23 protein-coding genes are annotated in these 24,665 nt (G+C 54.9%); 10 read left to right on the top strand and 13 right to left on the bottom strand.

All coding sequences use genetic code 11. The features are described 5' to 3' along the window. Positions 1 to 65: 65 nt before the first annotated feature. Positions 66 to 1,058: a cell division protein ZipA gene (gene zipA, locus LH22_RS08210; protein ID WP_038645580.1), complete on the bottom strand. Its 993-nt coding sequence runs from the start codon at positions 1,056 to 1,058 to the stop codon at positions 66 to 68. A 217-nt stretch (positions 1,059 to 1,275) separates the two neighbouring features. Here zipA and cysZ point away from each other — a divergent pair, with 217 nt between their 5' ends. From cysZ to LH22_RS08180, 6 genes are all read left to right on the top strand, one after another. Further along, a complete protein-coding gene (gene cysZ / locus LH22_RS08205) occupies positions 1,276 to 2,034 on the top strand; it encodes a sulfate transporter CysZ (protein ID WP_038645577.1) in 759 nt (252 codons plus the stop codon). A 140-nt stretch (positions 2,035 to 2,174) separates the two neighbouring features. Continuing rightward, positions 2,175 to 3,146: a cysteine synthase A gene (gene cysK, locus LH22_RS08200; protein ID WP_038645575.1), complete on the top strand. Its 972-nt coding sequence runs from the start codon at positions 2,175 to 2,177 to the stop codon at positions 3,144 to 3,146. A 387-nt stretch (positions 3,147 to 3,533) separates the two neighbouring features. Then, positions 3,534 to 3,791, top strand: coding sequence for a phosphocarrier protein Hpr (ptsH, locus tag LH22_RS08195; RefSeq protein ID WP_007889063.1), 258 nt, complete (start codon positions 3,534 to 3,536; stop codon positions 3,789 to 3,791). A 159-nt stretch (positions 3,792 to 3,950) separates the two neighbouring features. After that, the gene (gene ptsI, locus LH22_RS08190) at positions 3,951 to 5,678 is read left to right on the top strand and encodes a phosphoenolpyruvate-protein phosphotransferase PtsI (protein WP_034825874.1); all 1,728 of its coding nucleotides are present in this window, start codon (positions 3,951 to 3,953) and stop codon (positions 5,676 to 5,678) included. A gap of 42 nt (positions 5,679 to 5,720) precedes the next feature. Further along, entirely contained in the window at positions 5,721 to 6,224 is a 504-nt protein-coding gene (gene crr, locus LH22_RS08185; RefSeq protein WP_034825872.1) for a PTS glucose transporter subunit IIA, read from the top strand. Between the two features lie 138 nt (positions 6,225 to 6,362). Beyond that, positions 6,363 to 6,572 carry a hypothetical protein gene (locus tag LH22_RS08180; RefSeq protein WP_038645571.1) on the top strand — a complete coding sequence of 70 codons (210 nt, stop codon included), beginning with the start codon at positions 6,363 to 6,365 and terminating at the stop codon, positions 6,570 to 6,572. 411 nt (positions 6,573 to 6,983) lie between these two features. Here the strand turns inward: LH22_RS08180 and LH22_RS08175 are convergent, their stop codons facing one another. From LH22_RS08175 to LH22_RS08125, 11 genes are all read right to left on the bottom strand, one after another. Beyond that, entirely contained in the window at positions 6,984 to 8,345 is a 1,362-nt protein-coding gene (locus tag LH22_RS08175; RefSeq protein WP_038645569.1) for an ATP-binding protein, read from the bottom strand. Further along, positions 8,342 to 9,022 (bottom strand): response regulator transcription factor, encoded by a 681-nt coding sequence (locus LH22_RS08170; RefSeq protein ID WP_038645567.1) that lies wholly within the window; start codon positions 9,020 to 9,022, stop codon positions 8,342 to 8,344. The genes LH22_RS08175 and LH22_RS08170 overlap by 4 nt, the downstream gene beginning before the upstream one ends. 178 nt (positions 9,023 to 9,200) lie before the next feature. Next, positions 9,201 to 10,082: a cysteine synthase CysM gene (gene cysM, locus LH22_RS08165; protein WP_038645564.1), complete on the bottom strand. Its 882-nt coding sequence runs from the start codon at positions 10,080 to 10,082 to the stop codon at positions 9,201 to 9,203. A 72-nt stretch (positions 10,083 to 10,154) separates the two neighbouring features. After that, a complete protein-coding gene (gene cysA, locus LH22_RS08160; RefSeq protein WP_038645562.1) occupies positions 10,155 to 11,243 on the bottom strand; it encodes a sulfate/thiosulfate ABC transporter ATP-binding protein CysA in 1,089 nt (362 codons plus the stop codon). Continuing rightward, the gene (gene cysW / locus LH22_RS08155) at positions 11,233 to 12,105 is read right to left on the bottom strand and encodes a sulfate/thiosulfate ABC transporter permease CysW (RefSeq protein WP_038645560.1); all 873 of its coding nucleotides are present in this window, start codon (positions 12,103 to 12,105) and stop codon (positions 11,233 to 11,235) included. Before cysW ends, cysA begins: the two co-directional genes overlap by 11 nt. Continuing rightward, positions 12,105 to 12,938 carry a sulfate/thiosulfate ABC transporter permease CysT gene (gene cysT / locus LH22_RS08150; RefSeq protein WP_034825859.1) on the bottom strand — a complete coding sequence of 278 codons (834 nt, stop codon included), beginning with the start codon at positions 12,936 to 12,938 and terminating at the stop codon, positions 12,105 to 12,107. The genes cysW and cysT overlap by 1 nt, the downstream gene beginning before the upstream one ends. Further along, the gene (locus tag LH22_RS08145; protein WP_038645558.1) at positions 12,938 to 13,954 is read right to left on the bottom strand and encodes a sulfate ABC transporter substrate-binding protein; all 1,017 of its coding nucleotides are present in this window, start codon (positions 13,952 to 13,954) and stop codon (positions 12,938 to 12,940) included. Before LH22_RS08145 ends, cysT begins: the two co-directional genes overlap by 1 nt. Positions 13,955 to 14,148: 194 nt before the next feature. Further along, positions 14,149 to 15,045 (bottom strand): Dyp-type peroxidase, encoded by an 897-nt coding sequence (locus tag LH22_RS08140; RefSeq protein WP_038645556.1) that lies wholly within the window; start codon positions 15,043 to 15,045, stop codon positions 14,149 to 14,151. Positions 15,046 to 15,143: 98 nt separating this feature from the next. Then, positions 15,144 to 15,764 carry an RpoE-regulated lipoprotein gene (locus LH22_RS08135; protein ID WP_038645554.1) on the bottom strand — a complete coding sequence of 207 codons (621 nt, stop codon included), beginning with the start codon at positions 15,762 to 15,764 and terminating at the stop codon, positions 15,144 to 15,146. Between the two features lie 63 nt (positions 15,765 to 15,827). Continuing rightward, entirely contained in the window at positions 15,828 to 16,289 is a 462-nt protein-coding gene (locus LH22_RS08130) for a DUF2919 domain-containing protein (RefSeq protein ID WP_156102781.1), read from the bottom strand. A gap of 7 nt (positions 16,290 to 16,296) precedes the next feature. Beyond that, entirely contained in the window at positions 16,297 to 16,722 is a 426-nt protein-coding gene (locus tag LH22_RS08125) for a GNAT family acetyltransferase (RefSeq protein WP_034825851.1), read from the bottom strand. Between the two features lie 210 nt (positions 16,723 to 16,932). On the opposite strand from LH22_RS08125, the gene amiA reads away from it, so the two are divergent. Together amiA and hemF are read left to right on the top strand one after the other, a co-directional pair. Further along, positions 16,933 to 17,790, top strand: coding sequence for an N-acetylmuramoyl-L-alanine amidase AmiA (gene amiA / locus LH22_RS08120; protein ID WP_038645549.1), 858 nt, complete (start codon positions 16,933 to 16,935; stop codon positions 17,788 to 17,790). A gap of 47 nt (positions 17,791 to 17,837) precedes the next feature. Further along, positions 17,838 to 18,758 carry an oxygen-dependent coproporphyrinogen oxidase gene (gene hemF, locus LH22_RS08115; protein ID WP_038645546.1) on the top strand — a complete coding sequence of 307 codons (921 nt, stop codon included), beginning with the start codon at positions 17,838 to 17,840 and terminating at the stop codon, positions 18,756 to 18,758. Between the two features lie 275 nt (positions 18,759 to 19,033). On the opposite strand, the gene maeB is transcribed toward hemF, so the two are convergent. Continuing rightward, on the bottom strand, positions 19,034 to 21,313 hold the full coding sequence (gene maeB / locus LH22_RS08110; RefSeq protein ID WP_038645544.1) for an NADP-dependent oxaloacetate-decarboxylating malate dehydrogenase: 2,280 nt from the start codon (positions 21,311 to 21,313) through the stop codon (positions 19,034 to 19,036). A 319-nt stretch (positions 21,314 to 21,632) separates the two neighbouring features. On the opposite strand from maeB, the gene tal reads away from it, so the two are divergent. After that, on the top strand, positions 21,633 to 22,583 hold the full coding sequence (gene tal / locus LH22_RS08105; RefSeq protein ID WP_038645541.1) for a transaldolase: 951 nt from the start codon (positions 21,633 to 21,635) through the stop codon (positions 22,581 to 22,583). A gap of 69 nt (positions 22,584 to 22,652) precedes the next feature. Next, positions 22,653 to 24,662, top strand: coding sequence for a transketolase (tkt, locus tag LH22_RS08100; protein WP_038645538.1), 2,010 nt, complete (start codon positions 22,653 to 22,655; stop codon positions 24,660 to 24,662). Positions 24,663 to 24,665 lie beyond the last annotated feature (3 nt).

Below are 24,665 nucleotides of genomic sequence, written 5' to 3'. Positions count from 1 at the left end.
TATCCGATAAAAAACCCCCGACATGCGGGGGTTGTTTCGTTAATATTTGATTTTGCTCGCGGCTATCAACCGATAACCTCGCGAATGCGTGCTTTGTAGGTTTCCAGCTTCTGCGGCGTCATCATGCGACGCTCATCATCCAGCACAACCCCGCCGACATCGTCCGCAATACGCTGGGCAGATTGCAGCATTAGCTTGAAGTTTTGGTTCGCATCGCCATAAGACGGCACCATCATAAAGATGGATATGCCTGGCGTGCTGAAATCGCCCATGGTGTCGGGATTAAATGACCCCGGTTTCACCATGTTCGCCAGACTGAACAGCACAGGACCGCTGCCCGCTGGACTCAGGTGACGATGGAAAATATTCATCTCACCAAACTGGAAGCCCGCTTGCAGAATACCCTGCAACAGAGCTTCACCGTTCAGTTCGCCACCGGCGTGAGCGGCAACATGCAGCACTAGTACCGCTTCATTTTTTCTCTGGGTAGAAGCAGCAGGCTGTTTTGGTTCATCATGTGCGACCGGCGCTTCTTCTTCGTATTCAGGCTCTTCAGCGGCCTGGAACTCAGGCGCAGGCTGCGTGGCAGAAAGTGGCTCGTTATCCAGTAAGGGATCGGCCTGAACGGATTGAGGTTGCGGTTGTGGCTGCGGCGCAGGTTTAACCACCGGCGGTTGTGGCGCAGGTGCAGGCTGGCGCACTTCCGGCTCATCATCCAGCAGCGGATCGCCCATCAATGGGGTTTCATGACGCGGGAATGGCTGACGTGCAGGTTCAGGCGCACGTGGCGCGCTGACAGGCTTAGTCACAGGTGCGTCGAATTCAGGTTCGACATGCGCGTCACGATTGCGACGGACACGCACTTCGCCGACACCATCATCATCTTCTTCGCTCAGCAGATCTTCATCCGCTTCTTCGCGCTGTTTCAGACGTTTGTGCGGGCGATCGCGAAACACGGAAGAGCGCTCTTTACGGCTGGTCCACAGTCCGTGAAGTAGTAACGCTATTATGGCGATCGCGCCAACAACGATTAATATCAGACGCAAATCCTGCATCATTGTATTCTCTGTTGTTCCAATACCTTGCCACCACGGCAAACTTTATCCTCTAACTGTATTTGCCCAGCTACACAAGTGCAAGTCTGTGCAGTATTTTCTGACAAATAAGATAGCTGCCCCACGCTTTTTTGCTGATTTTTCGCGCAAAGTGCGCCTGCCACCGACAAAAAGCCAGGTTATGATGTTTGCGCCGCCACATAAAGGAGAAAGGCTCGCTATGCCCGTTGAGAAATCGCCCTCATCATTAAATGGTATTCATTACTTTGCCGAAGGCTGGAGACTGGTGCGTCTGCCTGGCATTCGTCGTTACGTCATTATTCCCCTGCTGGTGAACATTTTTCTGCTGGGAGGCGCCTTTATCTGGCTGTTTCAACGGCTCGGAGAGTGGATCCCGGCCTTAATGTCGCACATCCCTGATTGGTTGCAGTGGCTGAGTTATTTGCTGTGGCCGCTTTCCGTCATATCGATTGTGCTGGTATTCAGCTACTTCTTCTCCACCATTGCGAACTGGATTGCCGCCCCCTTTTGTGGATTGCTGGCCGAGCAGCTGGAAGGCCGCCTCACCGGTCACCCGCTGCCGGATAGCGGTTGGATGGCGATGTTTAAAGATATCCCGCGCATCATGAAGCGCGAATTACAGAAGCTTGGCTACTATTTACCACGCGCATTGGGATTGCTGCTGCTTTACTTTATCCCCGGTTTTGGACAAACGGTGGCGCCGGTATTATGGTTTCTGTTTAGCGCGTGGATGCTATCGGTGCAGTACTGCGACTATCCGTTTGATAACCACAAAGTGAGTTTTCAGCAGATGCGCAGTGCGTTACGTCAGCATAAAACGGCGAACATGCAATTTGGCGCGCTGGTCAGTTTATTCACCATGATTCCGATTCTGAACCTGGCCATCATGCCGGTGGCCGTATGTGGCGCAACTGCGATGTGGGTTGATCGCTACCGCCTACAGCATGCGAGTCGTTAAAGCTTCAAAAAGCCTTATGCATTTTTGCGTAAGGCTTATGGTTGTGGGCTATATAGATATGCGATTTCTTTCCTTCCGCACACCGGAAGAACAGGTATGCTCTGAGGGTTCCCAATATTTCATACAGTTAAGGACGAGCTATGAGTAAGATCTATGAAGACAACTCTCTGACAATTGGTCATACGCCGCTGGTTCGACTGAACCGCATCGGTAATGGACGGATCCTGGCGAAGGTCGAATCGCGTAACCCGAGCTTCAGCGTCAAATGCCGTATCGGTGCCAATATGATTTGGGACGCAGAAAAGCGCGGAATTTTGAAGCCAGGCGTTGAACTGGTCGAGCCAACCAGCGGTAACACCGGCATTGCACTGGCTTACGTGGCCGCCGCTCGTGGTTACAAGCTCACGCTGACCATGCCAGAGACCATGTCTGTTGAACGTCGCAAGCTGCTGAAAGCACTGGGCGCGAATCTGGTGCTGACAGAAGGCGCAAAAGGCATGAAAGGTGCCATCGCTAAAGCCGAGGAAATCGTCGCCGGCGATCCGGATAAATTTGTGCTGCTGCAGCAATTCAGTAATCCAGCTAACCCGGAAATCCATGAGAAAACCACCGGCCCGGAAATCTGGGAAGACACAGACGGTGAAGTAGATGTGTTCATTGCGGGTGTAGGTACCGGCGGCACGCTGACAGGCGTAAGCCGTTACATCAAGAACACCAAAGGCAAAAAAGACTTAATTACCGTAGCGGTAGAGCCGACTGACTCTCCGGTCATCGCTCAGGCTATCGCTGGTGAAGAGATCAAACCGGGCCCGCATAAGATTCAAGGCATCGGCGCAGGTTTCATCCCCGGCAACCTTGACCTGAAACTGGTTGATCGGGTTGTCGCCATCACCAACGAAGAAGCCATCAGCACTGCGCGTCAGCTGATGGAAGAAGAAGGCATTCTGGCCGGTATCTCTTCAGGTGCGGCAGTGGCTGCTGCGCTGAAGCTGCAGGAAGATGAGGCATTCGCCAACAAGAATATCGTGGTGATTCTGCCCTCCTCTGGCGAGCGTTATTTAAGTACCGCTTTGTTCGCCGACCTGTTCACTGAAAAAGAGCTGCAGCAGTAAACGCCTTAGTCTGAAAACGACGAAAAAAGCACCCAAATGGGTGCTTTTTTGTGGCGCAGATCTCACTTTTATCACCAGACAGATTGATTTCAATGACGCGGCTCTGGTATTTAAGCTCCCAATTATTTCGGTGCCTGAAATTAATCTGGCTTTGAAGTGGATCAAGCTGAATGGAATTACTGATTTGGCGAAACGGCGAATCACGGCATACTTAGCAAGGTGACCTTTTCGCACAGTTTTTGATCTGCTGCTGTAAAGACACACATTATTCAGCGCATTTTTTGGTCAGCTTAATGCCATACCAGCGCACCTATACAGGCTAAAGTGACGGCTCCAGGCTAGACTTTAGATCCATAACACCAAACCTGATAAAGTTGGGGAAATAGAATGTTCCAGCAAGAAGTTACCATTACCGCACCTAACGGCCTTCATACCCGTCCTGCAGCTCAGTTTGTAAAAGAAGCTAAGGCTTTCCAGTCAGAAATCACTGTGACCTCCAATGGCAAATCTGCCAGCGCGAAAAGCCTGTTCAAACTGCAGACCCTGGGTCTGACTCAGGGTACGGTTGTTACACTGTCTGCTGAAGGTGAAGATGAGCAGCAAGCGGTTGAGCACCTGGTGAAACTGATGGCTGAGCTGGAGTAATTCCGCTCAGGCAAGCAACTAAACCGACTCTTTTGCCCCATTGAGTGCAAATATCTTGATCGCGGACAACCTGTCCGCGTTCTTGCTTCCTTAGAGTACTGTTCCGCGACAGTGGCAACGCATTGGGTCAATGAGCCATCGTGATTAAAAGGTAGGGTTATGATTTCAGGCATTTTAGCATCACCGGGTATCGCTTTCGGCAAAGCACTTCTGCTGAAGGAAGATGAGATCGTCATCAGCCGTAAAAAAATTACTGACGATCAGGTTGAGCAAGAAGTTCAACGCTTCCTTGATGGACGTGGCAAAGCGGCAGTACAGCTTGAAGCCATCCGTGTCAAAGCCGGTGAAACCCTCGGTGAAGAGAAAGCGGCGATCTTTGAAGGTCACATCATGCTGCTCGAAGACGAAGAGCTTGAGCAGGAAATCATCGACCTGATTAAGAAAGATCACGCAACGGCTGACGCTGCGGCGTACTCTGTCATTGATGGCCAGGCCAAGGCTTTGGAAGAACTCGACGACGAATACCTGAAAGAACGTGCCGCTGACGTACGTGACATCGGTAAGCGTCTGCTGCAAAACATCCTCGGTCTGCATATTGTCGACCTGGGTGCTATCGCAGAAGAATCTATTCTGGTGGCGAAAGATTTAACGCCTTCAGAAACCGCACAGCTGAACCTGAAGAAGGTGCTGGGCTTTATCACCGATATCGGTGGCCGTACCTCGCATACGTCCATCATGGCGCGTTCTCTGGAGATCCCAGCGATTGTCGGTACCGGTAATGTCACCACGCAAATCAAAAACGGTGACTTCCTGATCCTTGATGGCGTGAATAACAAGATTTACGTTAATCCTACCGATGCAGAACAAGAAGAACTGAAAGCGATTCAGACGCAATACCTGTCTGAAAAGCACGAACTGGCGAAACTGAAAGATCTGCCCGCCATCACCCTGGACGGCCATCAGGTGGAAGTGTGCGCCAACATTGGTACCGTGCGCGATGTCGCCGGTGCAGAGCGCAACGGTGCGGAAGGCGTGGGCCTGTATCGTACCGAATTCCTGTTTATGGACCGTGATTCACTGCCCACCGAAGAAGAGCAGTTCCAGGCTTACAAAGCTGTGGCGGAAGCGATGGGGTCTCAGGCTGTTATCGTGCGTACCATGGACATCGGCGGCGACAAAGATCTGCCGTACATGAACCTGCCGAAAGAGGACAACCCGTTCCTCGGCTGGCGTGCGATTCGTATCGCCATGGACCGCAAAGAGATTCTGCATGCTCAGCTGCGCGCTATCCTGCGTGCCTCTTCCTTCGGCAAACTGCGCATCATGTTCCCGATGATCATTTCGGTGGAAGAAGTGCGTGCACTGAAGGCCGAACTGGAGCTGCTGAAAACCCAGCTGCGCGAAGAAGGTAAAGCCTTTGATGAGACCATTGAAGTGGGCATTATGGTGGAAACGCCAGCTTCAGCGGTGATTGCGCGCCATCTGGCGAAAGAAGTCGACTTCTTTAGTATTGGGACAAATGACCTGACGCAGTATACTCTGGCGGTCGATCGTGGTAATGATTTGATTTCACACCTCTATAACCCAATGACGCCATCTGTTTTGGGCCTCATCAAGCAAGTGATCGACGCATCACATGCCGAAGGGAAATGGACCGGCATGTGTGGTGAGCTGGCTGGTGATGAACGTGCTACACTACTGTTACTGGGAATGGGGCTGGACGAATTCAGCATGAGTGCCATTTCAATCCCGAGCATCAAGAAGATTATTCGTAATACTAATTTCGAAGATGCTAAGGCATTGGCGGAGCAGGCTCTGGCTCAACCCACAGCGGAAGATTTAATGAACCTGGTGAACAAGTTCATTAAAGAAAAAACGCTCTGCTGATCCACGAGACGCTGGCCCCAAATTACTGCTTAGGAGAAGATCATGGGTTTGTTTTCTAAACTTTTTGGCGAAAAATCAGAGAGCGCGTCAGGGACTATTGATATCGTTGCGCCTCTGTCAGGCGAAATCGTGAATATCGAAGACGTACCTGATGTGGTATTTGCTGAGAAAATCGTGGGTGATGGTATCGCCATTAAACCGACTGGCAACAAAATGGTTGCACCGGTTGATGGTACCATTGGCAAGATTTTTGAGACCAACCACGCCTTTTCAATCGAATCTGACAACGGCATCGAGCTGTTCGTCCACTTCGGTATCGATACGGTTGAACTGAAAGGTGAAGGCTTTAAACGCATCGCCGAAGAAGGCCAGAAAGTGAAAAAAGGCGACGTGGTGATCGAGTTTGATCTGCCATTGCTGGAAGAGAAAGCAAAATCTACGCTGACGCCGGTTGTGATTTCGAACATGGACGAGATCAAAGACCTGATCAAACTCTCCGGTCAGGTGACTGTGGGCGAAACCCCGGTTATCCGCATCAAGAAGTAAGCAGCGTTTTGATAGTAAAAACGGCACCCACTGGGTGCCGTTTTTGTTTGTGTCGCTGCCTGGAACCAAAGGGTGCGGTGGCGGTTAGTGCTAGATCGGTTGAATTGGGACGCGTGGCGGTGACGTCGGGCTAGTGTGGTGGTGTTGGGGCTGGTGCTGTGGTGTTGGGGCTGGTGCGGCGGCGTTGGGGCTCGTGCTGTGGCGTTGGGGCTGGTGCTGTGGCACTGGGGCTGGTGCGGCGGCGTTGGGGCTCGTGCTGTGGCACTGGGGCTGGTGCGGCGGAGTTGGGGCTGGTGCGGTGGCGTTGGGGCTGGTGCGGTGGCGTTAGGGCTGGTGCGGTGGCGTTAGGGATGGTGCGGTGGCGTTAGGGATGGTGCGGTGGCGTTAGGGATGGTGCGGTGGCGTTAGGGATGGTGCGGTGGCGTTAGGGATGGTGCGGTGGCGTTAGGGATGGTGCGGTGGCGTTGAGGATGGTGCGGTCGGTCAGGACAACCGGGCAGATCGCAAAGACGGCATAAACCATCCCTGGGCCTCGGCCCTCGCCATCCATGGCGAGGGACGCTTTGCTCCTCTGCCCGGTCGTCCTGCCCTACTCCACATTGTGCGTGCTGCTTTTGACTGCATTAGATGTCCGGCTCAGTGCAAATAGCTTCGTAGTATGAGTTGCAATGCATTGCACTTGCCTGTGCCAACCGGACTGTATGGGCGCCCTGCTCTGGATTCATAGGAATCGGGTTAAGTTGTGAGCGCTTTAAACCTTCAGTCTTGTTTCCAGCGCGGCAGCTTCAAGGTCAGCTCCAGACCACCTTCAGGGCGATTGACCGCCTGTACCTCACCGTGATGCGCCAGAATCACCTTACGCACGATGGAGAGTCCTAAGCCGTATCCCTTGCCCATCAGTGGCGAATTAACGCGTACGAAGGGATCGAAGATGCTGGAGAGCTTCTCTTCGTCAACGCCCGGCCCCTGATCGCGCACGCGAATCGCCAGCCACTGGTTCTCCGCCTGTAGCCTCACGCTGATATGCTGGCCTTTGTGCGAGAAACGCAGTGCATTACGCAGCACATTTTCCACACCACGACGAATCAACTCAGCATTGCCGTGCACGGTGTAATCGGCGTTCTCGTCCACCTGAAAATCGACTTTTACCCCCGGAATCTGAGCCTCATAGCGCACGTCCGTGACCACTGCGTGCAGCAGACCGGTGAGGTCGAAATACTGCTCGCCCGGCATGCTTTCGTGTTCGGCTCGCGACAGCGTCAGCAGTTCACCGATCATCTTATCGAGACGGCGTGCTTCTTCATCAATGCGATTCAGGGAGGATTCGACGGACTCCGGCGTTTGCCGCGCCAGACCGGTCGCCAGTTGCAGGCGCGCCAGCGGTGAGCGCAGTTCGTGGGAGATATCGTGCAGCAACTCCTCACGTGCCTTCACCAGCGTATCAAGACGCTCCACCATGGCATCGAAATCCTGCGCCACAATCGAAAGCTCATCGTGACGCTTGCGCATCACAGGATAGAGCCGCACTGACAAATCACCACTGGAGACTCGCGCAAAACCTTCACGCAGCTGCCGCATCGGACGCGTCAGGTTCCATGCCAGCAATAGGCTGAACAGCAGACCGAGCGCACCAGCAAAGGTAAACATCGGCTCCGGGATATTCAGAATCCGACGCGGCCCACCGCCGCCCATCGAGCTATCTTCACGCAGACCCTTCACGTCATAACGCAGCTCGTACTCTTTACCGTCCTGCCCTTTAACCCAGCGCACAATGACGTCGGGGAAAGGCCCATGGAACGGCTCATTGATGCTCTCGGGCGGCGCATTATTGGGGGTAGCCATAGGCCTGGAATGTTGAATCACGGAGAAGAACTGACGATCGTTGGGCTCCCAGTCAGCCATCATGTCATCCAATGAACTGGGACCACCACGTTCCAACACCGACACCGCAGAGGCCATCTGCAAATTCACAATACGCCGAATCGCCATCAGTTCTGGCGGTTCATGATGACTGCCGGAAAGCGTAAACCCCAGCCACAACATCTGGCTAATGATGACAAAAACGATCCAGAAGCCCAGCAATATCTTCCAGAACATGCGGCCACGGTAGCTGTGTTTCATCGAATGCGGTAACCAATACTGCGCACAGTTTCAATGTTGATGCTGTCGGCGGTCAATGCGGCCAGCTTCTGACGAATGTTGCTGATATGCACATCCACGCTGCGATCGTAAGCTTCACGCGGGCGACCCAGCCCTTTCTCTGACAATTCGTCCTTCGACACCACGCGATCGGGCGCACGCAGCAGCAGATCCAGCAGGTTGAATTCAGACGCCGTCAGATCAAAGGCTTTGCCCTGCCATTCGGTGATGCGCGTGGCCGGATTCAGGCTCAACTCGCCCCAACGCAGTACTTCTTTTTTGTCCTGCACCGGTGCCTGATCTTCAAAACGACGCAGTACAGCACGCAGACGCGCCACCAGCTCACGCGGATAGCACGGTTTTGGCACATAGTCGTCCGCACCCATTTCCAGGCCAATCACGCGATCGATATTGTCGCCTTTCGCCGTCAGCATGATCACCGGTAAGCGGCTGTTCTGACGCACCTGCCGCAGCACATCAATACCGCTCATATCCGGCAGCATAATGTCGAGAATCATCGCGGTATAGTTGCCCGACAGCGCCCCTTCAATCCCGGCGCTTCCGGTTAAAACCAATTGCGTTTCAAAACCTTCCGCAATCAGGTACTGGCTCAGCATGGTGCCAAGTTCTACATCGTCATCAACAAGCAGAATTTTCATCTTTATCTCTCGTACAAAATTGCCGCTATTTTGGCCTGAGTTGGCAATGAGCGCAGCCGATTTTACTCGATCCTTACAGTGCCAACACCAGAGGATTATCAGGGAGACTATAGACAAAAATGGCCCGGTCGCACCACAACAGCGCAAGCAGGCCAGATAAAATGCGGGGAAGAGGAGATCAGTGGAACACGCCGGTTGAGAGATAACGGTCACCGCGATCGCACACTATCGCCACCACGACGCTGCCGGGATGGGCAGTGGCGATGCGCAGCGCGCCTGCCACAGCACCACCGGAACTCACGCCGCAGAAAATCCCTTCACGTTGCGCTAGCGCACGCATGGTTTTTTCGGCTTCCAGCTGTGCCATATCGATGACCTCATCCACTAACTCAGGACGGAAAATCCCCGGCAGATAAGCTTCGGGCCAGCGGCGAATGCCCGGAATGCTGCTGCCCTCTTGCGGCTGTAAACCAATGACTTTCACGGCGGGTGCAAACTCTTTCAGATAGCGTCCTACGCCGGTGATGGTGCCCGTCGTGCCCATACTGGAGACGAAATGGGTCATCCGGCCCTGCGTCTGCTGCCAGATTTCCGGGCCGGTAGTGAGATAGTGGCCGAGTGGATTGTCGGGGTTATTGAACTGATCCAACACCCTGCCCTCACCGCGATCGGCCATCTCTTGCGCTAAATCGCGGGCGCCTTCCATGCCCTGTTCGCGCGTCACCAGCACCAATTCCGCGCCATAGGCACGCATCGCGTCCTGCCGCTCCTGGCTCATGTTATCGGGCATCAGCAGGCGTAATTTATAGCCTTTCATCGCCGCGATCATCGCCAGGGCGATGCCCGTATTCCCACTGGTGGCTTCAATCAGAGTATCGCCGGGTTGAATGTCACCGCGCTGTTCCGCCTGATGAATCATCGACCAGGCAGCACGATCTTTTACCGAACCGGCCGGATTATTGCCTTCCAGCTTTAACCAGATTTCACTGCCGTTATCGGGCGTCAGGCGTTGCAGCCTGATCAACGGCGTATTACCGATGGTATTTTCCAGTGTGGTCACGGTTTGATTCCAGACAGAAGAGAGGCAAATAAATCGGGCGGGAAAGTCCCGCCCGAAGGAGTGTCAAAAATATCAGGCGCTTTCGGCAAAGGCAACCGGACGCAACGGCGCAGTGCCATGGTAAAGTCGTGCCTGTTGCAGGCCAACAAACAGACGTTCGCCACGGATCGGTGCAGTATGGTCGCCATCATAGACCACCGAGAAGACATCGCCTTGCCAGCCGCTTGGCTGCACCACTAATTGCCAGAAGTGACCGCGCGGGCTGATCTCTAGCACCTGCACCGGCAGCGGCGTTTCCAGGCTGCTCTGACGCGAGATATCCACTTCCCACGGACGCAGGAACAACTCGACCTCACCCTGATGTGCGGGCGTGTAACCTAATGGCCAGCGATGTGCACCCACATGGAATTGCGAACCATGCACTTCACCGTCAAAGCGATTCACTTCGCCGAGGAACTCCAGCACAAAGCGGGTAGCCGGTTCCTGCCAGACTTCGTCAGGCGTGCCGACCTGTTCGATATTACCCTGGCTCATCACCACCACGCTGTCAGCGACTTCCATCGCCTCTTCCTGGTCATGCGTCACAAACACGCTGGTGAATTTCAATTCTTCATGCAACTGACGCAGCCAGCGACGCAGCTCTTTACGCACCTGCGCATCCAGCGCGCCGAAAGGTTCATCCAGCAGCAAGATCTGCGGTTCCACTGCCAGCGCACGCGCCAATGCCACGCGCTGCTTCTGTCCACCCGAAAGCTGAGCCGGGAAACGATTGGCGAGATGCGCCAGCTGCACCATCTCGAGCAGGCGCGTCACACGCTGTTTGATTTCAGCGGCGGATGGGCGCTCACGGCGCGGCAACACGGTTAAACCAAAGGCGATGTTATCGAACACGGTCATATGGCGGAACAGCGCATAGTGCTGGAATACAAAGCCGACCTGGCGATCGCGCGCGTGAATGCGGCTGACATCTTTACCGTGGAAATGAATCTGCCCGCTATTCTGATGCTCAAGACCCGCGATGATGCGCAGCAGCGTGGTTTTGCCCGAGCCTGACGGCCCCAGCAGCGCCACCATTTTGCCGGTAGGAATATCCAGAGAGATATCGTTTAGCACCGGCGTACGGCCGAACGCTTTGTTAATGTGTTTAATCTCAATGCTCATGATTTTCCTCCTGTTGGCGCTTCTGCTGATGCTCTAATCGCCACTGCACCACGCTTTTCAGAAACAGCGTCAAAATGGCCATCAGGGTCAACAACGCAGCCGCGGTAAAGGCGCCAACGGTGTTGTAATCCTGATGCAGTAATTCAACCTGAAGCGGTAAGGTGTAGGTCTCACCGCGAATCGATCCCGAGACCACCGAGACCGCACCAAACTCGCCAATCGCACGCGCGTTGGTTAACACCACGCCGTACATCAGCGCCCAGCGAATGTTCGGCAACGTTACGCGGCGGAACATCTGCCAGCCCGAGGCGCCTAACAGCACCGCGGCTTCATCTTCATTGCTGCCCTGGCTCAACATCACCGGCACCAGCTCACGGACCACAAACGGGCAGGTGACAAAAATGGTGGCCAGCACCATGCCCGGCCAGGCAAACATGATCTGAATGTTGTGCGCGTCCAGCCAACCACCCGCCGGGCCGTTGATGCCCCAGAACAGCAGATACATCAGCCCCGCCACCACCGGTGACACGGCAAAAGGAATATCAAACAGCGTCAGCAACAGTTGGCGGCCCGGGAAAGTAAAGCGCGTTACCAGCCATGCCAGCAGCGTACCGAACACCAGATTGACCGGCACGGTAATCAGCGCCACCAGAATCGTCAGCCAGATGGCGTGCAGCATGTCACCCTCTTTTAAATTAGAGAGCGAGGCAATAACCCCCTGGCTCAGGGCTTCCCAAAAGATGGAGATCATCGGGACCACCAGCAGCAGGAAGGAGACCAGCGCGCCCACGCCAATCAGCAGCCATTTACCCCAGTTCACAGGCTGACGCTCAGCGTGATTAATCTGCGAAATCTCCGCCATTAGTGGCCTCCTAAGCGACGGCCAAAGCGGCTCTGCAAGGTGTTAATCGCGAACAGCAACAGCAGCGAAGCGGCCATGATGACCGAGGCGATAGCACTGGCCGCCGGGTAATCAAACTCTTGCAGGCGAACAAAAATCATCAGCGACGTGACTTCGGTTTTCCACGCGATGTTACCTGCGATAAAGATAACCGCACCAAACTCACCCAGGCTGCGCGTGAACGATAACGCCGTGCCCGCTAACAGCGCGGGCGCCACCTCTGGCAGCACCACACGGCGGAAACTTTGCCACGGTGTCGCACCCAGCGTTTCAGCCGCTTCTTCATATTCCGGGCCTAACTCTTCCAGTACCGGCTGTACCGTGCGCACCACAAACGGGATACTGGTAAAGGCCATCGCCACTGCAATGCCCAGCCAGGTGTAAGAGACTTTGATGTCGAAATGGGCCAACCATTGACCATACCAACCACTCACCGAGAACAACCCCGCCAGCGTCAGGCCGGCGACAGCAGTAGGCAGTGCAAACGGCAGATCCATCAAGCCATCCAGCAACGCGCGGCCAGGGAAACGGTAACGGGTCAGAATCCAGGCCATTAACATGCCAAAGAACGCATTGAAAATGGATGCCACGCCCGCCGACAACAGCGTGACCTTATAAGCCGCAATCAGCTGTGGATTGGTGACCACATCCCAATATTGCGCCAGCGTCATGTTGGACAACTGCATCAGCAGCGCGCTGATTGGCAACAGCAGGATCAGGCAGGTAAATAGCAGGCTGGTGCCAAGGCTGAGACCGAACCCCGGTAGCACGCGCTTTTGCGCTAAGGCAAACATCAACCGCGCCCCGCTGCCAGTAATTTATCCAGCTCACCGCCGCTGGCAAAATGGGTTTTCATCACGTTATCCCAGCCGCCAAAGGTATCCTGCACATTAAACAGCGCGGTCTGCGGGAAGCGGTCTTTCTGTTCCGCCATCAGCTGTGGATTGTTCACGCGATAATAGAAACCGGTAATGATTTTCTGCGCCTCTGGGGAATAGAGGAAATTGAGGTAGGCTTTTGCCGCGTCTGCAGTGCCGTTGTGCTCGACGTTTTTGTCGACCCACGCCACAGGAAACTCCGCCAGAATATTGGTCTTAGGCACAATGACTTCGTAGTCATCTTTGCCGTACTGATTGCGGATGTTGTTCACTTCCGATTCAAAGCTGATCAGCACATCCCCTAAACCGCGTTCGGCGAAGGTGGTCGTCGCGCCACGGCCGCCGGTATCAAACACTTCGACATTTTTCAGGAATTTCGTCATAAAGGCTTCGGTTTTGGCTTTGTCTTTACCATCCGCCTGATCGGCAGCGCCCCAGGCCGCCAGATAGGTATAGCGACCATTACCGGAGGTTTTCGGGTTCGGGAACACCAGCTTCACGTTATCGCGCGCCAAATCCGACCAATCGTGGATTTGCTTAGGATTCCCTTTGCGCACCAGAAACGCCATGGTGGAGTAGAACGGTGAGCTGTTGTTCGGCAGACGGGTTTGCCAGTCAGCCGGGATCAGGTTGCCTTTGTCATGCAGCACCTGCACGTCAGTGACCTGATTGTAGGTCACCACATCCGCGCGCAGCCCTTGCAGGATAGCCAGCGCCTGTTTTGATGACCCGGCATGCGATTGTTTAATCGTCAGCTTGTCATTGGGATGTGCTGCATTCCACTGTTGTTCAAATGGCGCATCCAGGGCAACAAACAGCTCGCGCGAGACATCATAAGAGCTGTTCAACAACTCTGTTGCCTGCGCTGCACCGGCTAACGCCAGTGACAAGGCGATTCCGCTCATCCATTTTTTCGTAATCGGAAGTGTCATGCTGCACCCTGCTCGTCGGCGAAATCGCCAATGCCATTAGATGCTGTCAGTGTATTTATAACTCAGGGCAAACCAGTAACGGTTTTATATATCGTTTGGGGATTTCAAAGTCTAAAAAGGCATAAGACGGCGGGAGAGTTTATGCGAAGAGCGGGATTAACCGTGAGCGGCGCAGAGGGCCGCTCACCTGCCTGTTACAGCGCTTGTAATGCGTTCAGTGAAGGCGCGAAGAAGTAGCTGCCGGTGACCGGTTTGGTGAAACGCAGCATCGCATCCATCTTGCCATCGCGCTCACCGAACATGCTCAGCAACTGCTGCTCGATGTTATAGAGGCGGTTGCAATAGGAGATGAAGTACAGCCCGTGCGTGCCGCTGGCAGTGCCGTACGGCAAGCTCTGGCGCAGGATTTTCAGCCCTTTGCCCTCTTCTTTCAGATCAACGCGGCTCAGATGTGAGGTCACGGGACGTTGATCGCCAGGTAACTCCTCGTTATCCACCTTGGTGCGACCAATAATCGCTTCCTGCTTCTCTACCGCCATGCGGTTCCACAGTTTAAGATTGTGCTCCCATCGTTGCGTGAATACGTAACTGCCGCCCGCATCCGGTCCCTCAGCGATAATCGCCACCTGCTGACGTGCTTCACCCTGCGGGTTTTCGGTGCCATCAACAAAGCCCGACAGATCGCGATCTTCAACCCAACGGAAACCGTGCGTCTCTTCTTCAATCACGACCGCATCAGCAAAAGCGGTAAGTGCGGCCTGCGCCAGCGAGAAGTTCACGTCATGACGTAACGATTGGATATGGATGAGCAAATCACGCTGAGTCGCAGGCGCAATACCTTTCCCCAGTGGCGCGAAAGCTTTCAATTCAGGCGCGGAAGAGGCACCTTGCAGGTCGCGCCACAACGCATCACCAAAGGCGATCACCGCGCCCAGGCCGGCATCGGCAAATTTCTGTTGTAGCGCTTCGAGTTGCTGCAGAAATGATTTGCTGCCCTGACGCAGCGCATTGAGGTCACCCGTAACGCGGGCTTCAAGCCAAATGGCGAAACGGCGGTGTTCCAGCAGGATCCCGCACTGAAATTGAGACATTGCACTGCTCTCCGGCATGATGAGTTAAGACGTTTTTTTCGCCTGTATCATACCGGAAAGCCACACGGAGGTTGTGCGTTAACGCAACTTTTTTTCGCTTAGCGCTGCCAAACGATCTTGCTGATTTTCCAGCTTTTTAAGGTATCGTCAGCCGGCATCAAACCCTCGGGTCCGTGCCCTTCTCCGCTGTAGATATAGGAGATGTGCTGGCTACCCGGCGCACGGCATTCCACATCGCGCGCATCTAATCCCGAGACCAGTTTGCAGTTATCGAAGGCTTTACTGAATTTGTCGCTAAACAGATCGCCGATTTTGCTGCCATCAGCGCTTTTGGCTGCGGTGTCCAAGACTTCAATGCGCTCTACGCTGCTTTGACCATTGATCACCAGCTTCAGTTTGCCCTCATCCAATGCCTGCCAGAAATCCACCACCTGACCATTTTGCGTGCGCATCCCCTGACGTAGTTGGTAATCGTTGTTCAGCGCTTTACCAATCGCCGCTTCCGACATCGCCGTGGTGCTGCTGAGTCCAGCCACACCCTGCTCGGTCACGGTTAACGAACCGCCAAACCAGTTCATTGGATTCAGTGCCGACCAGTGATAGCTCAGCGGATTATACCAATGGCTTTCGCTCGCGCTGGAGGCGGAAGAGGAACCTGAACTGGCGCATCCTGCCAGAATCATGGCGCTGACCAGCAGTGCGGGACGAACAACTTTCATGAATACTCCTTGATCTTCTGTGCCGATTGGCGTGCCTGTTGGAGTCGCAAATCGGCAAAAAGTTTATTCGAGATGCAGATGTTCCGGCAGAAAACAGTCGCGCAAGCGCTGATGGGTTTGCAGCCAAATCAACGCCAGCAGATCAAACAGCGTTAAAAGTAGCGGCCACGGAGAGTCCGGAAAAGCGCCCTGTACCAGCCCGTAGCCTTGCGACAACAGACTGATCAATAACGACACACTCAGCACCTGACGCCAACTCTGCCACAGGCGCGGCCAGCGTTGGCGATAGCCGGTCAGCAGCAAACCCGCTGCCGCCGGAATGCCCAGCGCCAATCCAATCCAAAAGCTCTGACGGTCGGGATAGAACAGCGCCAGCAGATCGTTACCCTGCTGACGGGACGCGCCCGCCATCACCAGTAACAGCCAGGTGCGCGCCTGCAATAACAGAATCAGCCAGAAAAGAAACGGCAGCCGTAGCTGCCCTTTTGCATCGTATTCGTCTGGCAAATATTTCAGCCCCATCATCGGCGGCTTAATACTCGCGGTCTTCGATTAAACGTTTACCCAGTAACACCGAGTCCACAGGCTCGTAATCGAGTTTTTCGTAGAAGGCGAGCACCTGGTCATTTTCTTCACGCACCATCAGATTGATTTTCGGGCAGCCGCGCGCGATTAACTTCTTCTCCAGGCGATTCATTAAGGCATTCGCAAAGCCGCGTCCCTGATAATCGGGATGCACCGCCAGATAGTAGACCGATCCGCGATGGCCATCGTAACCGCCCATCACCGTGCCGACCACTTCGCCGCCCACTTCCGCCACCAGAAACAGTTCGGGATCGTGGTTCATTTTACGTTCGATATCCAGTTCCGGATCGTTCCACGGACGTAATAGATCGCAACGCTCCCAGAGCGTGATCACTTCTTCAAAATCTTCCTGGCGGAATGAGCGGATTTCCATCGGCGTTACCCTGCTGTTAGGCACAATTCGCTGATTATCACGCATTCTTTGCCAGGCGCAACCCTCACGCCGCGCAACGGCGGAAAAAAACGGCTAAATTGCTGTTAGTACCGTGTAATACAAAGTAATGCGCTGAAATGGTTGTGAAGTCGCCGCAGGGCAATTGTTACGATATAACACTGGGCAGGATTTCCTGTCAGGGACACTATTATGAATAAAATTTCACTGCTGAAGCGCCTTACCAATCGCCGCCAGCTGATTCTTTCTGGCCTGGCGCTGGCGGTGCTGTCACCCCGTGCGGTGATGGCAAAAGAAGAGAGCGCCGATTTGCGCGTCAGCAAAGGTCACACCCCGCCTAAACCGGCGACTAACGGTAAACGCATCGTGATGATCGATCCCGGTCACGGCGGCATTGATTCGGGCGCGGTTGGCGAAGAGGGCTCGGAAGAGAAACATATCGTTCTGGCAATTGCCAATACCGTGCGCACGCTGCTGCAAAATCACCCTAAAGTGGAAGTGCGACTGACGCGTGAAAGCGATCACTTTATTCCGCTCTATCAACGCGTCGAAATCGCGCATCAGCACGGTGCCAATCTTTTTATGTCGATCCACGCTGACGGCTACACCAGCCCGGATGCCAATGGCGCGTCAGTATTCGCGCTGTCGAACCGCGGTGCCAGTAGCGCCATGGCGCGCTACATGTCGCAGCGCGAAAACGATGCCGATAAAGTCGGTGGCGCGGAAGTACAGGAGAAAGATAATTATCTGAATCAGATTCTGTTCGATCTGGTCCAGACCGATACCATCCGCAATAGCCTGACGCTGGGCAAACACGTATTGGATCAGATTCGCCCGGTGCATCATCTGCACAGTCAGCATACCGAACAGGCCGCGTTTGCCGTGTTGAAGTCGCCCTCGATTCCGTCAGTGCTGGTCGAAACCTCCTTTATTACCAACCCGCGTGAGGAGCAACTGCTGGGTACCACTGCCTTCCGCCAGAAGATCGCCAGCGCGATTGCCGACGGTATCGTCAATTACTTCAACGAGTACGATCGTCGCCAGGCGTAGCGCTGTCCTGTGATAGAATCGCGGCAAATTTCCGGAACGAGTGACTCATGAGCAATCCCGATATTTCCCGCGTCCAAGCGTTTTTACTGACGCTGCAAGATGAAATTTGCGCCCAGCTGGCAGCAGCCGATGGCACAGCGACCTTCGCCGAAGATGACTGGCAGCGCCCAGGTGGCGGTGGCGGACGAAGTCGCGTACTGCGCAACGGCGCGGTGTTTGAGCAGGCAGGCGTGAACTTCTCTCATGTACACGGTGATCAGATGCCCGCCTCCGCCACTGCGCACCGCCCCGAACTGGCCGGCCGCAGCTTTGAAGCCATGGGCGTGTCACTCGTTGTGCACCCGGAAAACCCGTACATCCCAACCAGTCACGCCAACGTGCGTTTCTTCATTGCTGAGAAGCCGGGTGCCGATCCGGTGTGGTGGTTCGGCGGCGGTTTCGATCTCACTCCGTATTATGGTTTTGAGGAAGATGCGCTGCACTGGCATCAAACCGCGTTTGATCTGTGCCAGCCGTTTGGCGAAGACGTCTATCCGCGCTACAAAAAATGGTGTGATGATTATTTCCACCTCAAACATCGTAACGAGCAGCGTGGCATTGGCGGGCTGTTTTACGATGACCTGAATACGCCAGACTTTGATCACTGCTTCGATTTTATGCAGGCGGTGGGCAAAGGATATCTGGATGCCTATTTACCGATCGTCGCGAAGCGCAAAGCGCTGCCGTGGGGCGAGCGCGAGCGTCAGTTCCAGCTCTATCGCCGCGGGCGTTATGTCGAATTTAATCTGGTGTGGGATCGCGGCACGCTGTTCGGCCTGCAAACCGGCGGCCGCACCGAATCGATTTTGATGTCGATGCCGCCACTGGTGCGCTGGGAATATGATTACCAAACCGAAGCCGGCACGCCGGAAGCAGCGCTCTACAGCGATTTTCTGCCGGTGAAGGATTGGCTGGGATTGGGTGAATAGTTCTTTTGCAGGAAGGCACAAATGTTGATGGCCTCAGCCCCTCTGCTGCTGCAAGGGCTATCCGCAGCGCTGAGGCTTTTACGTTGGGCCAGGAGATTCACGCAGGGATGCGTGAATCAGTTCGGGGCCGACCAGGGATGGTCGATCACCGAACGATCTGTAGGCACGACGTGGAAGCCGAAGGCACCGCGTTAGCGGCGCGAGGACTGCCCGGCAGCAGCAGAGGGGCTGAGGCCCACACCAACACCCTCCTGATCTTTAGCCACCTCATCACATCACAACGGCTCGGTTTGCGCCTCCACCACCGCTAATGCCACCATATTCACAATGCGTCTCACCGATGCAATCCGCGTCAGCACATGCACCGGCTTGCTAATCCCCATCAATACCGGCCCGACCGTCACCCCTTCCGAACACGACACGCGCAGCAGGTTATAACTGATACGTGCCGCCTCCACGTTCGGCATAATCAGCAGATTCGCGGTGCCTTTCAGCGGGCTGTCGGGCATCAGTTCACGCCGGATACTCTCCACCAACGCCGCATCACCGTGCATCTCACCGTCGATCTCCAGTTCTGGCGCACGGCTTTGAATCAGCGTCAACGCCTCGCGCATTTTACGTGCCCCCGGCGCATTAGACGTGCCAAAGCTGGAGTGCGACAGCAGCGCCACGCGCGGTTCAATACCAAAGCGACGCACCGTTTCGGCCGCCAGCAGCGTGATATCCGCCAACTGTTCCGCACTGGGATCTTCATTCACATAGGTATCTGCAATAAAAGTGTTACCGCTCGGCAGCAGTAACGCGTTCATTGCCCCAGCGACTTTCACGTCGTCGCGGAAACCAAACACCTTCTCCACCACATCGTAATGCTCGCGGTAATCGCCAATGGTGCCACAAATCAACGCGTCGGCTTCGCCACGATGCACCATGATCGCACCGATCAAGGTCGGATTGCCGATCACTGCCCGCTGGGCCGTTTCCGGAGTGACCCCGCGCCGTTTCATGATCTGATAATACTCGTTCCAATACTCTTTAAAGCGCGGGTCGGACTCATTGTTGACGATCTCAAAATCCTTGCCCGCTTCAATCTTCAACCCTTGCTTCTGAATACGCATCGCAATCACGTTTGGACGACCAATCAGAATCGGCTTCGCCAGCCCCAGCGACACCAATTCCTGCGTCGCATGCAACACGCGCACCTCCTCCCCTTCGGCCATCACCACGCGTTTCGGATCTTTGCGTGCCTGCGAGAAAATCGGCTTCATAAACAGGTTGGTTTTATACACAAATTCGGTGAGCTGCTCGCGATAGGCATCAAAGTCAGCGATGGGCCGGGTCGCCACGCCGGACTCCATCGCCGCTTTCGCCACAGCAGGCGCGATCTGCACAATCAAACGCGGATCGAACGGTTTCGGGATCAGATATTCCGGTCCAAAACTCAGATCCTGATCATCATAGGCGGAGGCCACCACATCGCTCTGCTCGGCCTGCGCTAAGGCCGCAATCGCATGCACCGCCGCCAGTTTCATCTCTTCGTTAATGGCCGTCGCGCCAACGTCCAACGCCCCGCGGAAAATAAACGGGAAACATAGCACGTTGTTCACCTGATTCGGGAAATCCGAGCGTCCGGTGCAGATAATCGCATCCGGTCGAACCTCTTTCGCCAGCGGCGGCATGATCTCTGGTTCAGGATTGGCGAGCGCCAGAATCAGCGGGTTCTGCGCCATTTTCTTCACCATCTCTGGCGTCATCGCTTTCGGACCCGAGCAGCCGAGGAAGATGTCCGCACCGGCAATCACTTCATCCAGCGTACGCGCGCCTTTATCTTCTATGGCGTACTCGGCTTTGGTCGGCGTCATATTGGGTTCACGATCGCGGTAAATCACCCCTTTGGAGTCGCACACCACAATGTTGTGCTTCTGCATGCCGAGCGCCACCAGCAAATTCAGGCAGGCAATGGCTGATGCGCCCGCCCCAGACACCACTAGCCGCACATCTGAGATGGCCTTTTTAACGATGCTCAAACCATTGAGCACCGCCGCAGTACAGATGATCGCCGTCCCGTGCTGATCGTCGTGAAACACCGGAATCTTCATGCGCTCGCGCAATTTCTGCTCAATGTAAAAACACTCTGGCGCTTTGATATCTTCGAGGTTTATGCCGCCAAAGGTCGGCTCCAGCGCGGCAATCACCTCAATCAACTTATCCGGATCCAGCTCGTCCACTTCGATATCGAACACATCAATGCCGGCGAATTTCTTGAACAATACCCCTTTGCCTTCCATCACCGGTTTACCGGCCAGCGCACCGATATTGCCGAGACCGAGCACTGCCGTTCCGTTCGAAATCACCGCCACCAGATTGCCGCGTGCGGTGTATTTGTGCGCCGCCAGCGGATCGGCAGCAATCTCGAGGCAAGGTGCCGCCACACCCGGCGAATAGGCCAGCGCTAAATCACGCTGCGTCGCCAGCGGTTTGGTGGGGGAAACCTGAATTTTTCCGGGAGTGGGATATTGGTGGAAATCGAGCGCACTTTGCTTGAGTTGATCGTCCATTTGGCATCCTTTGACACGGCTGAAAAACCACCAGTATAGGAATCTGCGGCACAAAAGAGGGTGAAGGCGCTCAAATAACGAGGGCACAGATTGCCACGGCTTCGCCTGCGGCTTTGGCGCAGCCTGCTATCCTTAATGATGGCAAAACACGTAGCTGAACCGATCAGGCACCCCCTTCCGTGACAGATGCCCTTCAGCGCCACAATCAGAGAAAACGCATTTTCTTCGTGCAACGTCTGTAGCACTGTGTTGAGCCACGACTCAACAGGAAAGGGCACGACCCGTTTGCCCACATTATTGCTAATCAAGGAGTTAAGCGATGAACCAGCTAGATGCATTGAAACAGTTCACCACCGTGGTGGCGGACAGCGGCGACATCGAATCTATTCGCCATTACCACCCGGAAGACGCGACCACTAACCCTTCGTTGATCCTGAAAGCTGCCGGTCTCGATGCTTATAAACATCTGATTGATGACGCTATCGACTATGCGAAAAAACAGGGCGGCAGCAAAGAGACGCAAATCATCAACGCCAGCGATAAAGTGGCGATCAACCTCGGTATGGAAATTCTGAAAAGCGTACCGGGCCGTGTTTCGACCGAAGTGGATGCGCGCCTCTCCTTCGATCGTGGCATGTGTGTCACCAAAGCTGAAAAACTGGTACGGATGTACGAAGAGAACGGCATTGATCGTTCACGCATCCTGATCAAACTGGCCTCAACCTGGGAAGGGATCAAAGCCGCTGAAGAACTGGAGAAAAACGGCATCCAATGTAACCTGACGCTGTTGTTCTCTTTTGCGCAGGCGCGTGCCTGTGCCGAAGCAGGCGTGTTCCTGATCTCCCCGTTCGTCGGCCGCATTTATGACTGGTACAACTCACGTAAACCGCTGGACCCGTATGTGGTGGATGAAGATCCGGGCGTGAAATCCGTGCGTCGTATCTACGACTACTTCAAAAAGCATCGTTACAGCACCGTGATCATGGGAGCCAGCTTCCGTAAAGTTGAGCAGATTCAGGCGCTGGCTGGCTGCGACCGCCTGACCATCTCCCCTAACCTGCTGGAAGAGTTGGCAAACAGCGATGCACCGCTGGAACGTAAGTTAGAGCCTTCAACCGAAGGCTTCCATCAGCCTGCTCCGCTCTCTGAAGCCGAGTTCCGCTGGGAACATAACCAGGATCCGATGGCAGTGGAAAAACTGTCTGACGGCATCCGTCAATTCGCCATTGACCAGCAGAAGCTGGAAGATGTGCTGGCTTCTCGCCTGTAAATCACCACCCTTTTCATGTCGGACGGGCGTCTGCCCGTCCTCATTTGCCCAATCACAAGGGAGTACCCTATGTCTTCACGCAGAGAGTTGGCTAACGCGATTCGTGCTTTGAGTATGGATGCGGTACAGAAAGCAAATTCCGGACACCCCGGTATGCCGATGGGAATGGCCGATATAGCCGAAGTGCTATGGCGCGACGTTCTCAAACACAATCCCAACAATCCGGCGTGGGCTGACCGCGACCGCTTTATTCTCTCCAATGGCCACGGTTCGATGCTGCTTTACAGCCTGCTGCACCTCACCGGTTACGACCTGCCGATGGAAGAGCTGAAAAACTTCCGCCAGCTGCATTCCAAAACGCCTGGCCATCCGGAAATTGGCTATACGCCAGGCGTGGAAACCACCACCGGTCCGTTGGGACAGGGTTTGGCCAATGCGGTGGGCATGGCCATTGCCGAGCGCACCCTGGCGGCGCAGTTTAACCGTCCCGGCCACGATATCGTCGATCACTACACCTATGTGTTTATGGGCGATGGCTGTTTGATGGAAGGCATTTCACATGAAGTCAGCTCACTGGCCGGCACCCTCGGCCTCGGCAAACTGATTGGTTTCTACGATCATAACGGCATCTCGATTGATGGTGAAACCGAAGGCTGGTTCACCGATGACACGCACAAACGCTTCGAAGCTTACAACTGGCATGTCGTCGGCAGTGCGGAAGGCATTGATGGGCACGATCCGGAAGCTATCGCCGCCGCCATCAAAGAAGCGCAGAGTGTCACCGACAAGCCTTCGCTGATTATCTGCCGCACGGTCATTGGTTTTGGGTCGCCGAATAAAGCCGGTAAAGAAGAGTCACACGGCTCGGCGCTGGGCGAGCAGGAAGTGGCCTTAACCCGTCAAAAACTCGGCTGGCACTATCCACCGTTTGAAATCCCGAAAGAGATTTATCAACAGTGGGATGCCAAAGAAGCGGGCAGTCAGCGAGAGAAAGCCTGGGATGAGAAGTTTGCTGCCTATAAAGCCGCGCATCCCGATCTCGCCGCTGAGTTTAGCCGCCGTCTGGACGGGGGAATGCCGGCGAAATGGAGTGAGGCGACTCAGGCGTTTGTGGAAGATCTCCAGGCCAATCCGCAAAAAATTGCCAGCCGTAAAGCGTCGCAGAACACACTGGAAGTGTACGGCAAACTGCTGCCAGAGCTGTTAGGTGGCTCGGCTGACCTTGCACCAAGTAACCTCACCATCTGGTCAGGTTCGAAATCGATTAAAGAAGACATCGCCGGAAACTATATACATTACGGCGTGCGCGAATTTGGTATGACGGCGATTGGTAATGGCCTGGCGCATCACGGCGGCTTCATTCCGTACACCGCCACCTTCCTGATGTTTGTTGAATACGCGCGTAATGCGGTGCGTATGGCGGCGCTGATGAAGGCTCGCCAGGTGCTGGTGTACACCCATGACTCGATTGGCCTGGGCGAAGATGGCCCAACCCACCAGCCAGTGGAACAGCTTGCCAGCCTGCGCGTGACGCCGAATATGAGCGTCTGGCGTCCGTGCGATCAGGTAGAAACTGCCGTGGCATGGAAAGCCGCCGTTGAGCGCCACCATGGCCCGACCGCGCTGATTCTGTCGCGTCAAAATCTGCTGCAGCCAGAGCGCAGCAAAGCACAGGTGGCCGATATCGCTAAAGGCGGCTATGTGTTGCAGGATTGCGCGGGCACACCAGAAGCGATCATCATCGCCACCGGTTCTGAGATTGAAATCGCGCTGGGCGCGGCCGATAAACTCGGCGCCAGCGGCCACAAGGTGCGCGTGGTGTCCCTGCCCTGCACCGACGTGTTTGACAAGCAGGACACCGCCTACCGCGAATCGGTGTTGCCTTCCGGCGTCAAAGCGCGCGTGGCCGTTGAAGCGGGTATTGCCGATTACTGGTTCAAGTATGTCGGTCTGGATGGCGCGATTGTCGGTATGACCACCTTCGGTGAGTCTGCGCCGGCAGGTAAGTTGTTCCCGGAATTTGGCTTTACGGTGGAGAATATCGTGAGCCATACCGAAGCATTACTCAAGCCGCACTAATCG

Origin of the sequence: Pantoea rwandensis (assembly GCF_000759475.1) — a bacterium.
Classification (GTDB): Bacteria; Pseudomonadota; Gammaproteobacteria; order Enterobacterales; family Enterobacteriaceae; genus Pantoea; species Pantoea rwandensis_B.
This window is presented reverse-complemented; position numbering and strand designations above follow the sequence as displayed.

What these genes read in the sequence shown, in the direction of transcription:
- zipA (WP_038645580.1), bottom strand. Translation starts at nt 1,058, where the DNA reads ATGATGCAGGATTTGCGTCTGATATTAATCGTTGTTGGCGCGATCGCC.
- cysZ (WP_038645577.1), top strand. Translation starts at nt 1,276, where the DNA reads ATGCCCGTTGAGAAATCGCCCTCATCATTAAATGGTATTCATTACTTT.
- cysK (WP_038645575.1), top strand. Translation starts at nt 2,175, where the DNA reads ATGAGTAAGATCTATGAAGACAACTCTCTGACAATTGGTCATACGCCG.
- ptsH (WP_007889063.1), top strand. Translation starts at nt 3,534, where the DNA reads ATGTTCCAGCAAGAAGTTACCATTACCGCACCTAACGGCCTTCATACC.
- ptsI (WP_034825874.1), top strand. Translation starts at nt 3,951, where the DNA reads ATGATTTCAGGCATTTTAGCATCACCGGGTATCGCTTTCGGCAAAGCA.
- crr (WP_034825872.1), top strand. Translation starts at nt 5,721, where the DNA reads ATGGGTTTGTTTTCTAAACTTTTTGGCGAAAAATCAGAGAGCGCGTCA.
- LH22_RS08175 (WP_038645569.1), bottom strand. Translation starts at nt 8,345, where the DNA reads ATGAAACACAGCTACCGTGGCCGCATGTTCTGGAAGATATTGCTGGGC.
- LH22_RS08170 (WP_038645567.1), bottom strand. Translation starts at nt 9,022, where the DNA reads ATGAAAATTCTGCTTGTTGATGACGATGTAGAACTTGGCACCATGCTG.
- cysA (WP_038645562.1), bottom strand. Translation starts at nt 11,243, where the DNA reads ATGAGCATTGAGATTAAACACATTAACAAAGCGTTCGGCCGTACGCCG.
- cysW (WP_038645560.1), bottom strand. Translation starts at nt 12,105, where the DNA reads ATGGCGGAGATTTCGCAGATTAATCACGCTGAGCGTCAGCCTGTGAAC.
- cysT (WP_034825859.1), bottom strand. Translation starts at nt 12,938, where the DNA reads ATGTTTGCCTTAGCGCAAAAGCGCGTGCTACCGGGGTTCGGTCTCAGC.
- LH22_RS08145 (WP_038645558.1), bottom strand. Translation starts at nt 13,954, where the DNA reads ATGACACTTCCGATTACGAAAAAATGGATGAGCGGAATCGCCTTGTCA.
- LH22_RS08140 (WP_038645556.1), bottom strand. Translation starts at nt 15,045, where the DNA reads ATGTCTCAATTTCAGTGCGGGATCCTGCTGGAACACCGCCGTTTCGCC.
- LH22_RS08135 (WP_038645554.1), bottom strand. Translation starts at nt 15,764, where the DNA reads ATGAAAGTTGTTCGTCCCGCACTGCTGGTCAGCGCCATGATTCTGGCA.
- LH22_RS08130 (WP_156102781.1), bottom strand. Translation starts at nt 16,289, where the DNA reads ATGATGGGGCTGAAATATTTGCCAGACGAATACGATGCAAAAGGGCAG.
- LH22_RS08125 (WP_034825851.1), bottom strand. Translation starts at nt 16,722, where the DNA reads ATGGAAATCCGCTCATTCCGCCAGGAAGATTTTGAAGAAGTGATCACG.
- amiA (WP_038645549.1), top strand. Translation starts at nt 16,933, where the DNA reads ATGAATAAAATTTCACTGCTGAAGCGCCTTACCAATCGCCGCCAGCTG.
- hemF (WP_038645546.1), top strand. Translation starts at nt 17,838, where the DNA reads ATGAGCAATCCCGATATTTCCCGCGTCCAAGCGTTTTTACTGACGCTG.
- maeB (WP_038645544.1), bottom strand. Translation starts at nt 21,313, where the DNA reads ATGGACGATCAACTCAAGCAAAGTGCGCTCGATTTCCACCAATATCCC.
- tal (WP_038645541.1), top strand. Translation starts at nt 21,633, where the DNA reads ATGAACCAGCTAGATGCATTGAAACAGTTCACCACCGTGGTGGCGGAC.
- tkt (WP_038645538.1), top strand. Translation starts at nt 22,653, where the DNA reads ATGTCTTCACGCAGAGAGTTGGCTAACGCGATTCGTGCTTTGAGTATG.